This window comes from Halobacteriovorax sp. HLS (assembly GCF_004006665.1).
Lineage (GTDB): Bacteria > Bdellovibrionota > Bacteriovoracia > Bacteriovoracales > Bacteriovoracaceae > Halobacteriovorax.
Window position 1 is genome coordinate 195,057 of the sequence record NZ_QOCL01000012.1, and the last position, 14,159, is coordinate 209,215.

Genomic DNA, 14,159 nt, shown 5'->3' on the forward strand with positions numbered 1-14,159 from the left:
AAGTTATACCTTATAATCTTAAACTAATTATAAGGGATTCATATGATTGAGACTTCTCAGTTACAGACACTAGTGGCAGTTGCAAGAGCAAAGAGTTTTTCTAAAGCAGCAGAAGATTTAAGCGTTACTCAATCTGCAATTTCTCAATCAATCAAGAATCTTGAAAATAAAATTGAAGTAAAACTCTTTAAAAGATCTGGTAAGAAAGTTGTTCTTACTCCTGAAGGAGAGAAGCTTTTTCAACTGGCCTCTAATTTCTTAGGAAGTCTGGGGGATACATTAGAAGAAATTCAACACGACAAAGAGAATATGTCTGGAAGAGTTAGAATTGGAACCCTAACAGGAGTTGGTAAGTCTTGGCTTGCTCATGAAATGTTAGAGTATGCAAAGAAGTGGGATGATCTTACTGTTCAGATAACTCTTGGTTTTCAAGAAGACCTAGTAAGAGCATTTGAAAATTATCGTTTAGACTTTCTTATTTTACCTGAAGAGTCTCTACCAAGTATTGGTGAAAAGGTGTTCTTAAGTGAAGAGCTCTCAACGGTTGTATATCCTATGGATGCTAAGTTTGATATTGATCCAGAGAACTTAACAATTGAAGACCTCTCTACAATTCCTACTATTCTCTTTGAACAAGAAGATCACCTCTTACAGAAGTGGTGTAGAGAAACATTTGGAAAATATCCTAAGAAGTTAAATATTCGTTACACAATAAACTCACATGGAAATATGCTTCAGGCAGTTCAGCAGGGAATGGGAATGGCCGTTGTTCCTAAGCATGTTTTAAATAGATCTTACTTCAAAGACAAAGTTAATACTCTAGGTGAGAAGTATGAAGTTAGTAATGGAAAATTCTTCATTGTTTACCATAAAGATTCTGAAGAGCTCTTAAGAGTTAAGACAACTCTTGATATGCTTGTCGGTTGTGAAAACCCTCTCAGTTAAATGAAAGCAGTTAAATTAGAAAGATTTGATAAGAACTTTAGTGATGAGCTTAATCAACTCTTTCTCGTTATCTCAAGAGAAGGCTTTGGGCTAACCCTTGTTGGCGGTGCTGTTCGGGACTATCTAATTGATGGTACCATATCTAAAGACCTTGATTTTGAAATCAGGCACAAATTTGAATTTTCAAATAAACAGTGGTTATCTAAAATCTCCAGGCTTGGAAAGCGTCTCAGTGAAATATATAACTATGATGTAGAAGAGCTGAAGTTTAGTATTTTACGTATTCGAGTGGATGGACATGAGGTAGAGTTATCTTCTGCTAGAACAGAACAGTTCGACTCATCGTTGAAGGTCTTGGGCCATTCGGACTTCACTGCTCATTTTCAATCTAATTTAAGTTATGAAGAATCATTTAAACGCAGAGACTTCACTATAAATGCAATCGGTATTAAGTTTGGCGTAACTGGTGCTAGTGATGAGTTTGAATTGATCGATCCTTTTTCTGGTTATGAGGATTTACAAAAGAAGACGCTAAGGCCAGTAGGGGAGAACTTCTATAATGATCCTGTTCGCTACATTAGGGCATTACGTTTTAAGGTTTTGCTCGGACTAAGTTTCAGTGATGATCTTAAATCAGAAATTGTCTACTTTGAGTTAGAGAAGTTATCTGTTCACTACTTCTTGCAAGAGGGTCGTAAGATAGGACTCGTTTCTCTTATCAAAGAGATGGATTTCACCGTTAGAAAGTTCGCAGTTAAATTACCTCATTGGGCAAGCCTACTAATTAGTTGTCCCTTATCAAATGATTTACAAGTTTCTGATTTAGATGAACTCTTGTTTGAATGTTGCTCTTTTTTAGGCCCAATTGAAGTCATGGAGCTAGGTCGCGCTTTTAGTTTGAAGAAGAGTTTATCTCAGAGCATGATCTCAATTGTTGATTGTTCTAAGATTGATAGAGAAAAACTAAAGGTACAGTGTGAGAATTCTGAGCATACTATCATTAATGACTCTGAAGATCTTGAAAAACTCTCAAAGCTTGTAGGTGTAGCTCACCTTTTTAGTGATAAAATTCTTCAAAGAATTCCTGCTGATTTAATTGTCGTGATGAATTCTGAACTTAGAGGTGCCAAAGAATTTGAGCAGCTAAAAGTGACAGTAAATCATAAATTAAGATCAAGGCTAGGAATATATTGTCACCTGAGAAATAATCAATAATATTTGATATGCTTTAATTCATGGAAATTGTCTCCTTTGAAAAAATTGAACAAGCACAAATTGAGGATATCTTATCGCAAGTGAAGACTATCTTCTTTGAATGCTCTTCACTTAAAAACTTTAGAGACGATGAGCACAGAGAATCCTTCTTTAATAAGTGGTGCGGTGATTATTTAAAATTAGAAAAGAATCACTTCTACTTGGCCATGGATGGTAGAGAAGTTCTAGGCTACTTGTCAGGACATCTCAATTCTAAAGAGGCCTTAGAGAATTTTATCATTCCTGGTCCCGAGATTTTTGAAGATTGCTTTGAAAAATTTCCTGCTCATTTCCATATTAACTGTTCCCCCCACCATCAAGGTAGAGGAATTGGAAGACGCTTAGTTGAGCATTATACTAGAGAATTGAGTGAGAGCTCGATCAATGGTGTTCACCTTATAACGTCTACTGATGCCGATAATCTTGGTTTTTACAGGGCCTTAGGATTTACATGTGAAGTCTTAAGGCCCTTTAAATCTTTTGAGCTCCTTCTATTAGGAAAGGAAATTAATGCCTAAATAAAAAAAGGTGGCAAAAAAAATCCAAATATGCAACAATGACTTTAGGTAGGGAGCTTAATAGAGGTACTATTATGGTCGATTTGCATTCAATTCTAGCTGATCACAGATCAAAAGATGGCAAAGAAACGTCATCTAAGCTTAGTGATTCCCAAAATTTCACGCCTTCCGTCTCAGAAATTCCAGATTTATTCTTTGATGAAATTCTACAGAGTTTTAAACTCTCTCGAGTTGAAATTATGGTCATCATGTATTTATACAGAAAAGTTTGGTGTAGACCAAACCTATATAAGACACATGGAATTTCTCCACTGATGAGTCACACTGAAATGGCCAATAACTTAGGCCTTCACCTCGAAGATATTTATCACGCTCTAAGAAGGTTAGAAGAATATAACTTTATTTCTACAATTCGTTCGGGCCAGTACTTTGTGAGAAAGTACTTCACTAAAGAAAATGATGAGTTCTTTTCTCAAACCTATGATGACTTTGATATTTAAGCTTAAGTTTAGCTTAATATTTGAATGAATCACTAGACTAAAACTCTAAGCTATTGTTTTATCATGACATTTAATTGGTCTTACTTGTTCTAAATCCGTTTTAGTCCTATAATTTTATTTATGAGGTTATATGAACTCCACTAAGAAGAATGAGCAAGTTGTAATTTATTGCGGAAAGGACAAGGGGTATTTCGATACTCTTTGCCAAAGATTTAAAAAGAACTACTCTCATTTAGATTATACAATGAAGATGATCTCCTATGGAAGTGACGGACATCTCTCTTTGTTGACTCAGTTTATCGAAATAGAACCTATTATAATTTATATCGATTTTTCAGCAGATACAAAATCACTTTTGAAATTATCTCGACAACTTAATCGACTCTCAAGCTTTAACGATATTCCTGTTGTTGGTCTCATTGATGATACTTCAAGTTTGAAAGAGTGCTGGGCCTCAGGAGTTAATTTAACTCATATTAAGTGTGGTGAGATTCATGACGTTGTCTATCATCCGATGCTCTTAGGTCAGCCAGATAAAGTAAAGAAGCCAACATTTGCCAGAGGCAAGTTTAAAAAGCCAATTGAAATTGATTTAATAAATGACTTTAGAATTGGTTATATTACTCCTGATTATATTCATGCTGAAGGTGATTTCCCTCAAAAGAAGGGAGACTTTATTGAACTCATTTCTTCTTTACCAAAAGATATTATTCCATCTAAAACATTCACCGTTAATGAAGTTTCAAATAATGATTTGTACTATGATTTTGAGTATTCGTATAATCTTGGTTTCACATTCGTTGATGAGCCCGAATTTAGTAATGATGAAGTTGATAAGGCCATGGGGATTGAAGACCCAAAGGCCCGTGATAATTTATTAAAACAAATTGAACGCGCTAAAGCGACTAGAATTGAAGATTATAATAATCAGTTACGTGTTTGTAAGAAAAAGCATAATGCTTGGGTACAAGATAAATTAACTTTTTCTAAGCCTAAGAAAACAAAAATTCTTATCATTGATAAGGAGATGAATTTTCTAAGAACGATTCCAGATTCTCTTGATCAGTACCCGTATACAATTCGTCTTGAGACTATTCTTACCGAAAATATACGTGTTCTAAAAAGAATCTTTCCTCACATCATTGCGATGAATTTCATCAGTAAGAGTTTTCTAGATAGCATGAAAAATCCTGATCTTACTGAAATAGAAAAAGAGGCCTTAAGTGAAGAGTTTAAAGACAGAGAAACGAACTCGCTAAACCAAGTTGGCAGACTTGTTAAAAGAGTTAGAGCAACTGAGAATTACACTCCTTTTATCATCGTTTTTAATTGTCCGAACTATTCTTCAAAGGCCTTGCAAGATACTTACGAATATCCGCTCATCATGTGCCACGATGGAGCAATGGATTTAAACTTCATTCTCAAAATGGCCGAGCTCTTTGAAAAGAAACAAACTGAAAAGTATAATGAGAAAGTCGATCAGAAAATTCTCGCTCTAAGAAAAGAAGATCCTGCTAAGTATGGTCGATTAACTAGAGAAAGCTTTGAAGAGAAAAGATACTACGTAAATAAGTCAGATCCATTGAGTTATGTTAATTGTCGACACCCAATTGAACTTGTTTCGATTTCTGAAACAGATTTAACCTTTGCTACCGTTGATGAATTAAGTGCAAGTACTTATCGAATTGAAAGACCAGTAAAGTGTTCAATAACGATTATTCCAGTAGACGGGAAAATATCTGTTAAAGATGGAGCTAGAAATATCTATAAGGCGCTCATTCACTCACTTGGTGAGAATCAAAAGACTGAGCTTAGAAGATATGTTAATGACACATTCTTTGCTGATCTTAATGAAAAGAGAGAAAAAGAATTAGAAGAATTTCAAAACTTGAATAAGACGAAGCATGACGAAATTCTAGGTGTTGCAAAGAAAACTCCCGATGAAGCTGTTGAACAATTAAATGAGTCTTCTGCAGAACGTGACACAGATACTATGTCATTTTCACGAAAAATTAAGAAATAGTTAAACTGATTCTTATGTACCTTTAAGTAAAATTTTGCTATTTTGAGCTATGCAAAATTTATCAGATCAACTTGAAACCTATCACTCTAAACTTTCTAATCACCCTGTTTATAGAAAGATTAATACACCAAAAAATTTAGAAGTATTTATGGAGACCCATATCTTTGCGGTATGGGATTTTATGTCCTTACTTAAGTCTCTACAGCGTGAAATCACTTGTGTAGAGCTTCCTTGGTCTCCTTCAAAGTACTCTAAGTCACTGGTTAGAATGATCAATGAAATAGTTTTAGGTGAGGAGAGTGATCTAGACTTGGATGGGCAAGCATGTGATCACTTCACACTCTACCTTGACGCTATGAGAGAGCTTGGTGCCGATACAACTGTAATTGAGAACTTCTTGTCTAACTTAAAGTTAGACACCCTGGCACCACATATAAAGAAATTCGTTTCATTTAACTTAGAGTTAGCACTTGGTGATAGTCCTCACAAAACAGCTGCTGCCTTTTTCTACGGTAGAGAGAAGCTTATTCCTGATATGTTTACTGGGATTCGTTCTCACTTAAATAATTGTCCAAAGCTCTTATACTATATCGACAGACATATCGAATTAGATGGAGACGAGCACTCTGAGTTGGCCCAGAAGTGTTTAATTGAACTTTGTGAAGGTGATTCTGTGAAGATGAATGAGGCCTTAGAAGTTGGTTTAAAGTCTCTACAGCTTAGAAATGAATTGTGGGATGGTGTCTTAGAGCAAATAGAAAGTTTAGAATACCAAAAACGAGTATGATCGCTCTTTTCTTTTCTAGTTTTCTAGCAGCAACGATTATTCCTATCAGTTCAGAAGTTCATCTGGCCTACTTATCTAGCTCTAATGAAGATCCTATTTTACTCTTAGCAGTAGCAAGTGTTGGGAATTTTCTAGGGGGCCTCACTTGTTATTACTTAGGGCTTCTTGGAAAGTGGGATTGGCTTTCTAAGTATTTCAAAATAAAAATAAATACAATTGAGAAGTATAAAGCAAAGCTTGAGCGATTAAGAGGCTGGCCTGCACTATTTTGTTGGTTACCAATTATTGGTGATCCAATCGCTGTGAGCTATGGTTTCATGCGCTCTCCAGTAATTTCTTTTAGCTTATTTATGTTCTTGGGTAAATTTCTACGCTATCTGGTCATCATTTATTTCGTCTGAGTAATAAGCTCGGGCAATCTGTTCTTTTCTTACTTACAGCATAATCCTCTAGTTTGAAATTCTTCTATCGCTTAGAATTAATTATATTCATTCATTTTATTTCAGGAGGATTAGAGATGAGAAGGATTTCATGCCTATTTGTGGCCATGCTTTTTTCGACGCAAGTTTTTGCGGTTCAGACATTTGAAAAAAGATTTAAAGTAGTAAGAAACGAAGAAGGAAAGGTAGTTTCAATTAAAGAACCTACACTCTTTACGCAATTTTCAATTAAGCCTTATATTGAATTCATCAAAGAAAGCTTACAAACAGAGCAAGCTCTGATGAAGCAAAAAGGTGATTACGATGCAATGATCGAAGAGATGCTGGCTCCAGAGTTTATGGAAAAAGGTGACAAGTCTTCTCAAAATATTGGTTACGTTGTGAACTCAATGAGACAACTTGAAAGTTTAGATATCGACGGAATATTTAATTCACCAGAGTTTAAAGAGGTAATTGCTCAGTACGAAAAGAAGCTAGGTGATGCTATCTCTTATATCGATCCAACTATTATCGCTAAGCCTGATAATTCAAGATTCTTCTATAAAAGACATGTAACTTACCAAGCTGTAAAGTGGGCCCTAGATTTTGCTAAGAAGAGACTAAGTACTGTTCCTCTATTAAATACTGCAAGCTATGTTTTAGTTGAAGTAGAGAGAATGGTTTCGGAAAGAAGACTTTATCATCAAAATATGCTCTTACATTACCTAGAAATGTACCCTGAGTCAGAACTAGGACTAACTAAAGAAGAAGCGGATCAGGTCTTTTCTTCAATTTATGAAGCTCACATACCATGGTATGCAAAATGGGAATCTGATGCAGCCGCTGGTAACTGGTCTAAGTACGGAACAAATAAGTTCTATACTGGATTTAGAGGTGCTACGGCAAAACTTAGATCTAATAGATATAGATACTCTTCAATGGATAAGAGACTTAACTATGCTTTCCAAGAAGTTGTCGATAATGGTGAGAATCAAATTATTAACCTAATCGATAGCGAAGCAATGTTTAACTCTAAGCCTGCGGTAGCTTATATCGTAAATAGCCCTAATAAAATTGCTAGAAAGAGAATGGTACTTCAGTTAGCAGGTCTAGGAGTAAGTTTTATTCCTCTACCAAATTTCATAAAAGACTTAGCTTCAAAATATATGAAGTCATTCTATGAAAAACAAAAAATTACTGAAGGAGCGCTATTTGCTCACTTTGAGATTGCTGGAAATCAAGAGATGATGCAAGACCTTAAAGTTCAGTATATGAATCCATTTGATCAATCACTAATCCTTGAATAATATTAGAGGCCCTCAAATGAGGGCCTTTTCTTTTTTTCTTTCTTTAAATTCATATAGTTATCTACCTTATATGCCGGACTAAAGTTGTCAGACAATGGCGCCGATAAAGTAGCATGTATATCTTAAAGATTATCCTATTTGCTATTTCCCTTTTTATTACTTCTTGTAGTTCTGTTTCTAATCTACGGGTACCTGCTAATAATGCTCAGATTGCTGCAAACCTTTCCAGACAAGCATGGGAAAACCTCTCTATTGATAGAAAGAGCGAAGTAGAGATTGTAAAACTTAATGCAGCGAAGTTCTTACTTCATGCTAGTTATAAAAGTGATGATGAAAAAGTCGCTATCTTTAACACTGCTAGAGAGTACGTAAAGTCTGAGTCTACAAAATTAAGTGAAAATATCAAAACTGAGGCCCTTGGGGGAAGTTCTTTTTATGAGTTCTCGCATCCTCCAAGTTGGACGCTACAAAGTGAAGTAAATTATATGATCAAGCAAGTTGAGTCTCAGGAGAGATTTTTCTCAACTGAGGTTATGGATGCATCTCTGTATGCGTTTTCTCAAGTTAATTTAGATACTATAAACTTTGGTGGTGACTTTGGTGTACCTGTAGACGAAGAAGCAAGAGAGTTTTTAAAATCTTTGCAACACGCAAACTCAGATAGAGAAACAACTCTTCTTGTTATGAGTAAGTTTGAAGAAAAGTTAGATACCTATCTAAGAAAAATTCAAAATGTTGGAACCGAGCTCGCTGAGTCTGGACAATTGGCCTTTGATGACCCAGAAGCAAAGAAGTTTCTCACCAAGTTCTTAGATTACTATTATTCTAATGTAGGAATGGACACAATTAAAAATATCTTCAACGACACGATGATGTTTAAAAGAGAGCCAACACGTTTGGAAATGATTGGTGTTATGTTTATGAACTCAGGTCCTGGACTGGGGAAGACATTACAACAACTGGGAAAAGATCCCGCCATTGGAGGAGCACTCTCGGAAGTGATTGAGGTTCTAGAAGACGCAGGTAAGGAAGTTCCTCATTACCTAATTGAAGAGCTAGTTAAAAAAGATAAAGGTGGCTATGTCATTAAAGACATTTCAAAAAATGCCCTTGGTACTGGAACAATGGCCCAAGTTAATAAAGCGACAATGGTTAATGGTTCTAGAGAAAAAACCATCGCTCTTAGATTCTTAAAACCTGAGATTGAACAAAGTGCACAGAATGATATAAAAGTACTTAGAAGCTTTGTTGAAGAGATGGGTAGAACAGGAGAGTTAGACTCTGGATTTATGCCAACGGCCAGAAAATTAGTTGATAGTATTGGAGAGTTTTTGAACTCAGAGTTAGATATTCCTGAAGCAATTAAAAAGCAGCAATTAGCTAAGAAAGTCTACTCACGTTCTAATAAAGTAATGATTGATGGAACTAGTTATGACTTTAAAATAAATGTACCAGCTGTTTATCCTCCTAAGAGAGGAAAGAAGACGAAGTTGCATCTGCAAGAATTTGTAACCTTTGGTAAGAAGTATTCTGAAATTGAAGATCTTGGTAAGAAGAAGGCCGTTGCTAGAGGAATCATTTCAGCATGGTTTGAAGAAGCATTGCTAGATTCGGGATTTATTCATTCAGACCTTCATCAAGGAAACTTTACTGTTCATTTAAAAAGAGGAAATAAAGTTGAAGTCACTCTCTTTGATTTTGGAATGAGTGAGACCCTTGATTTAAATACGAGAAGATCATTTGTTTTTATCGGGGCCGGAGCAGAGCTTAAGAATCCTAAGCTCATTGCAAGAGGTTTATTAGCTATTGATGGTAATGAGAATATAAGAGCAAAGCATAAGGCCCTCACTCAGGTTATTAAGGCCCGTATAGATGACTTTGAAGAACCTTCGGAGTGGATTCTTTGGGCATTAAAAGAAGGACATCTGGTAAGTGATAAATTAGGTACACTTGCAAGAGGTGGAACGATGGTGGAGCAATTAGCTGACCTAACTGGTGATGCTGAATTTGCTGATAATGTCATAGAAGATTTAATGATTAATAAAGTAAAATCTGAGTATTTTAGATCTGGATATAGCTTTCCACTAACAAGAAAAGAAGTTCTATCAATAGCTTCTAATTATGCAAGTTTCTCTTGTCGTAATGGAATTAGAAGCTTCTTTGATTAGTTCTTTAAACTTAAACAAGTATCAACTCTATTGGTGGTAATAAAGGCGATTCTTCTTTTAAGCATTTTCTTTAAGTCTTTCTTACTATCAACAGTCCAGACACCAACTTCCTTTCCAAAGAAATTAGGAATCCACGCCATGAAACGAGTTTTATAGTAAATATCAATACCGTATTTAGAAAATGAAATTGGCAGCCATTTATAGACTCTCATGATTTTAATATCATTCCAAAATGCACTTGTCTTTGATCTCTTATTGGCCTTCTTAAGGGCCTTAGATTTAAAAGAAATTAATCGTACAAGCTGTGGCTTTTGAGAATTAAACTCCTCAATAAGATCAAGGGTTCTATCATTTGGAACATCTTTAAATTCAATGAATGAGTAGAGGTCTTTATCTTCTAGGTACTCAAGGGTATCGGCCAGTCTTGGAATTTCTCCATTTCCGATTAATTGACAATTATTTTGAATTTCTTGGTATTCAAGCTCTGCGATTGGGCTAAGCAGGGGACAGTTCATACCTTGCTTTGATTCTGCTGTGCGCTCTAACGTTTCGTCGTGCATTAAAATCGCAACACCATCTTTTGTGTGTTGTATATCGAACTCAACTCCTTCGGCCCCCATCTCAACTGCAGCAGCAATAGATAGAGAAGAATTTTCTGGAAATTCTGCACTAAATCCTCTGTGAGCAATACACTTAGGTTTAGCATATAAAGATATGGAAAATGATGATAGAATCAAGATCAATAGAAATTTCATGAATGTCTCCTTAGACGACATATCGGTGTGTTCATGTAAAATTTGTTGACTAAATTTGGCCGGAGGAAATATATGCCAGTAGGTTTTGGTGCCTATAGAGTCTCGACTCAGTCTAAAGCTCACTATGACGCTCTCTTACATGCTATTAATGAAGGATGTCCTTTAGTTGATACTTCTAGTAATTATACTAACGGAGAAAGTGAGAAATTAATAGGAAAGGTTTTAAAAGAAGCTAAATTTTGTCCAATTCTGGTCTCTAAAGTGGGCTATATTCAAGGCGAGAACCTCAATATCATTGAGCAACTCAACCAAGTGGGCCAAGCAACTGAAGATCTCGTTAAAATTAATGAAAATCTTTGGCATTCTATTCATCCTGACTTTATACGCAATCAAATCTCCCTAAGCCTTGAGAGGCTTGATGTAGAGAAGATAGATATCTACTTGCTACATAATCCTGAGTATTACTTCTACGAAGAGGGAGCAACTCAAGAAGAGTATTATCGAAGAATTGAGTTGGCCTTTCGCGAATTAGAGACCCTTGTAGAAGAAGGTCATATCGGAAGCTATGGCATTAGTTCCAATAACTTTATCTTAAATCCAAGTGATCCTAAGATTACTCATATTGATAAGGTTTATGAGGCAGCAACCAATATAAAAAGTGAACACAACTTTAAGTATATTCAATTTCCCTTCAATATGATTGAAATTGATGCTCTAGAAAATTGGTATGATGGATTAAGCTTGCTTAATAAGGCTGATGGTTTAGGGCTTAAGGTTATGACCAATAGACCTCTTAATGCTTTTAAAGATGATCAACTCATTCGCCTTGCTAGTTATGGTGAGACTCATACAAGCTATAGTGCCGAAGAAGGGCAGAAGGCCTTTGTCACAGCAATGATGATTTTAGATAAGAAATTAAAAGAGCAAGAGCCTGATGAAACCATTTACGATCTTCCTCTAATTAAGCAATTCAACGACATGTGGGATTCTATGAGAACCCCTGATGCGGTAGAGCAGGTTTACTTTGCGCACTTTTTTCCGATGGTTGCCCGTATTTGGGGAGCTGATTTAACCGCACAGGAGAGCACGCCTTTTTATAATCTCTTTGATATTTCCATGAGTATCTCTAGAAAGAATATGAGTGATGTTGCTAAAGACTTTGAAACTCAGGCCATTAGTGCAGGACTTATTGCAGAGGGTGCAGATCCAATTCAAGTAAAATTGATAGATAAGTATCTAAGCTATCCTATTGAATATGTCTTAGTTGGAATGAAAGAAAAGGTTTATGTAGATCAGATGAAGCGCTTTTTTTAGAGCGCTTCATTAGGAATTCTCCATTTCTAATTTTAGCTTTGTTATTTAAGATTTCTTGAAAGATAAGAACTTATACTCTTAATTTCTTTTCTGTATTTTATCTTCTCAATATTCTACTTTAAAGAATTCAATAAAATCATTTTGATTACATCCAGATACAACCTATAATTAGTTAAGCACTTTTAAATCTAATAATTATTTTCGTCATTACTGGGAAATATATAATGAATCTTAAAATTAACTTTATCCTTTTGCTTCTATGTTTTGGTGCAAAGTGTTTGGCTTCATTCGCGCCATTTGCTGACTTCGATATTGACCCGAGACAATATAGTTTAGTTTTCAATTACTATGATGACCGTGATAACGAAGTAGATAAAAAACTTAGAAAGAACTACAAATTTAAATTTCCTCTTGTTGAGTTCTATGCAAATAAGGCACTTAGTGGATCTGTGATTGGAAAACTAAATAAAGAAGGGCTCTTCATCGGAGGAAAGAAAGTTTGCTACACTAAGAATATATTGAATGATAGTTACAATATTTTGATCGAGGATGTTGTACCTCCCTCATACTCTGGAGATACGATAACTGCGGGAGTTTACTCTCTTGATGGAGAAAGTTTCAAGGCGAAGAGATGCTCTTTTTTAGAATATTGGCAGGATGCTGATTTAGAACTTATGACAGCACTAGTTTTAGAGGATTACGATGAAAAAACTAAACTGGCTAAAATACGTCTTGGAGATGGAGTTGCCTATTTTTCTGCAAAGAATTTAAGCTTTCAGCATTTACATAGACCTCCATTGAGGGCGATGGATCACTATGGTGTTGATCCAGTAAAGCTTGCTAAGCATATTGAGTCTAAATTTGCTGAATATTTAAAAAATCGTAGAGATCGTTTTAAACCTAAGGAAAGTGGTGAGACTTTTGAGCAACGATACGGACTAGAGGATTACTTTTCTCTATCTAATCTTGACTGGATGGATAGATATGGCGCTAAGGAATATAAAGAGAGCTTAATTAAGAAATATGGAAAATTTCAGATTATAAAGCATTTTGACTTTGAGAATATGAATATTTATGTAGGTAGATATAAGAATAAAACTAAAGGAAAGAAGGACATTATAGAAATAAATCTATGGAAAGAAGATATGAATGAACTTTTTATATTGAAGAATTTGGATAATGGCAATGTTAAGTACGATGAATTCTTCAAAGTAGGTTTTTCTGATAAGATAACAATTTTTAATGTTAATTCAAGGTTTATGATTCCTCGATTCGAATATGAAGGAACATGGGACGATTTTTAATAACTATTTCTTGAATTTCGGCTAAATCTAAAGAGCTAACAAGCTTCATCTGAAATAATGGCCAGGCCCTATAAGAGGGCCCCACTTTTCTTATCTAAGTAGTACTGATAATTTCCTGGGTAGTGGTTAACTCCACCTTTATCTACTTCAATAACTTTGTCCGTGAAATAATAAAAATAAATGCATGATTTTTTGACTTAGCTCAAACCATTTAGCATTGTACTTTTTTCTTCGTGATGATCTTCAAAGAGTAGTAAATGCTTATTCTAAAGGTAATCAGGAAATTAAAAAAGTACTCTCAGATTTATAATTTTAGCTTAGTTATTTAAGATTTCTTGAAAGATAAGAACTTATACTCTTAATTTCTTATCTGTATTTATCTTCTCTACATTCTACTTAAAAGAATTCAATAAAATCATTTTGATTACATCCAGATACAACCTATAATTAGCTAAGTACTTTTAAATCTAATAATTATATTCGTCATTACTGGGAAATATATAATGAATCTTAAAATTAACTTTATCCTTTTAGTTCTAAGTTTTAGCACAAAGTGTTTCGCTTCATCAGACCCATTCGCTGACTTCAATATCGATCCAAGAAAGTATAGCTTAATTTTGGACTATCATGACGATAGAGATGCTGAAGATGAAAAAGTTCTGAAAGAGAACTACAAATTCAAATTTCCTTTGATTGAGTTTTACAAGAATAAAGAACTTAATGGATCACCAATCGGAAAACTAAATAAAGAGGGTCTTTACATTGAAGGCAAGAAGGTTTGTTACACAAAAAATATTCTTGCTGATAATTATAATATTTTGCTTGAGGATGTCGTCCTTCCTGGTTATCTCGGAGATGGAGATGT

Annotated in this window: 13 protein-coding genes; 12 read left to right on the forward strand and 1 reads right to left on the reverse strand. The window is 34.9% G+C overall.

Annotated elements, in window-relative coordinates; all coding sequences use genetic code 11:
* Positions 1-42: 42 nt before the first annotated feature.
* The 9 genes from DPQ89_RS13275 to DPQ89_RS13315 all read left to right on the forward strand — a co-directional run bounded on the left by DPQ89_RS13275 (position 43) and on the right by DPQ89_RS13315 (position 9,921).
* Positions 43-945 (forward strand): LysR family transcriptional regulator, encoded by a 903-nt coding sequence (locus DPQ89_RS13275; protein WP_127717508.1) that lies wholly within the window; start codon positions 43-45, stop codon positions 943-945.
* The gene (locus DPQ89_RS13280) at positions 946-2,160 is read left to right on the forward strand and encodes a CCA tRNA nucleotidyltransferase (protein ID WP_127717509.1); all 1,215 of its coding nucleotides are present in this window, start codon (positions 946-948) and stop codon (positions 2,158-2,160) included.
* 20 nt (positions 2,161-2,180) lie between these two features.
* Positions 2,181-2,717, forward strand: a complete 537-nt coding sequence (locus DPQ89_RS13285; protein WP_127717510.1) for a GNAT family N-acetyltransferase — start codon at positions 2,181-2,183, stop codon at positions 2,715-2,717.
* A gap of 74 nt (positions 2,718-2,791) precedes the next feature.
* A complete protein-coding gene (locus DPQ89_RS13290; protein ID WP_127717511.1) occupies positions 2,792-3,217 on the forward strand; it encodes a hypothetical protein in 426 nt (141 codons plus the stop codon).
* 130 nt (positions 3,218-3,347) lie between these two features.
* Positions 3,348-5,240: a hypothetical protein gene (locus DPQ89_RS13295; protein ID WP_127717512.1), complete on the forward strand. Its 1,893-nt coding sequence runs from the start codon at positions 3,348-3,350 to the stop codon at positions 5,238-5,240.
* Between the two features lie 49 nt (positions 5,241-5,289).
* Positions 5,290-6,027 (forward strand): DUF3050 domain-containing protein, encoded by a 738-nt coding sequence (locus tag DPQ89_RS13300; protein ID WP_127717513.1) that lies wholly within the window; start codon positions 5,290-5,292, stop codon positions 6,025-6,027.
* A complete protein-coding gene (locus tag DPQ89_RS13305; RefSeq protein WP_127717514.1) occupies positions 5,973-6,428 on the forward strand; it encodes a YqaA family protein in 456 nt (151 codons plus the stop codon). The genes DPQ89_RS13300 and DPQ89_RS13305 overlap by 55 nt, the downstream gene beginning before the upstream one ends.
* A gap of 116 nt (positions 6,429-6,544) precedes the next feature.
* Positions 6,545-7,753 carry a hypothetical protein gene (locus tag DPQ89_RS13310; protein WP_127717515.1) on the forward strand — a complete coding sequence of 403 codons (1,209 nt, stop codon included), beginning with the start codon at positions 6,545-6,547 and terminating at the stop codon, positions 7,751-7,753.
* Positions 7,754-7,866: 113 nt separating this feature from the next.
* Complete coding sequence (locus DPQ89_RS13315) at positions 7,867-9,921, forward strand: AarF/UbiB family protein (RefSeq protein ID WP_127717516.1); 2,055 nt, start codon at positions 7,867-7,869, stop codon at positions 9,919-9,921.
* On the opposite strand, the gene DPQ89_RS13320 is transcribed toward DPQ89_RS13315, so the two are convergent.
* Positions 9,918-10,676, reverse strand: coding sequence for a glycerophosphodiester phosphodiesterase family protein (locus tag DPQ89_RS13320; RefSeq protein WP_164848402.1), 759 nt, complete (start codon positions 10,674-10,676; stop codon positions 9,918-9,920). The genes DPQ89_RS13315 and DPQ89_RS13320 overlap by 4 nt on opposite strands.
* 72 nt (positions 10,677-10,748) lie before the next feature.
* Here DPQ89_RS13320 and DPQ89_RS13325 point away from each other — a divergent pair, with 72 nt between their 5' ends.
* The 3 genes from DPQ89_RS13325 to DPQ89_RS13335 all read left to right on the forward strand — a co-directional run.
* On the forward strand, positions 10,749-11,990 hold the full coding sequence (locus tag DPQ89_RS13325; RefSeq protein WP_127717518.1) for an aldo/keto reductase: 1,242 nt from the start codon (positions 10,749-10,751) through the stop codon (positions 11,988-11,990).
* Positions 11,991-12,214: 224 nt separating this feature from the next.
* Positions 12,215-13,294, forward strand: coding sequence for a hypothetical protein (locus DPQ89_RS13330; RefSeq protein ID WP_127717519.1), 1,080 nt, complete (start codon positions 12,215-12,217; stop codon positions 13,292-13,294).
* A 503-nt stretch (positions 13,295-13,797) separates the two neighbouring features.
* A partial coding sequence (locus DPQ89_RS13335) for a hypothetical protein (RefSeq protein WP_164848403.1) occupies positions 13,798-14,159 on the forward strand: 362 nt, incomplete at its 3' end.

Excerpts from the sequence above, each read along its gene's own strand:
- DPQ89_RS13295 (WP_127717512.1), top strand. The coding sequence starts at position 3,348 with ATGAACTCCACTAAGAAGAATGAGCAAGTTGTAATTTATTGCGGAAAG.
- DPQ89_RS13285 (WP_127717510.1), top strand. The coding sequence starts at position 2,181 with ATGGAAATTGTCTCCTTTGAAAAAATTGAACAAGCACAAATTGAGGAT.
- DPQ89_RS13300 (WP_127717513.1), top strand. The coding sequence starts at position 5,290 with ATGCAAAATTTATCAGATCAACTTGAAACCTATCACTCTAAACTTTCT.
- DPQ89_RS13330 (WP_127717519.1), top strand. The coding sequence starts at position 12,215 with ATGAATCTTAAAATTAACTTTATCCTTTTGCTTCTATGTTTTGGTGCA.
- DPQ89_RS13290 (WP_127717511.1), top strand. The coding sequence starts at position 2,792 with ATGGTCGATTTGCATTCAATTCTAGCTGATCACAGATCAAAAGATGGC.
- DPQ89_RS13280 (WP_127717509.1), top strand. The coding sequence starts at position 946 with ATGAAAGCAGTTAAATTAGAAAGATTTGATAAGAACTTTAGTGATGAG.
- DPQ89_RS13320 (WP_164848402.1), bottom strand. The coding sequence starts at position 10,676 with ATGAAATTTCTATTGATCTTGATTCTATCATCATTTTCCATATCTTTA.
- DPQ89_RS13315 (WP_127717516.1), top strand. The coding sequence starts at position 7,867 with ATGTATATCTTAAAGATTATCCTATTTGCTATTTCCCTTTTTATTACT.
- DPQ89_RS13310 (WP_127717515.1), top strand. The coding sequence starts at position 6,545 with ATGAGAAGGATTTCATGCCTATTTGTGGCCATGCTTTTTTCGACGCAA.
- DPQ89_RS13275 (WP_127717508.1), top strand. The coding sequence starts at position 43 with ATGATTGAGACTTCTCAGTTACAGACACTAGTGGCAGTTGCAAGAGCA.
- DPQ89_RS13325 (WP_127717518.1), top strand. The coding sequence starts at position 10,749 with ATGCCAGTAGGTTTTGGTGCCTATAGAGTCTCGACTCAGTCTAAAGCT.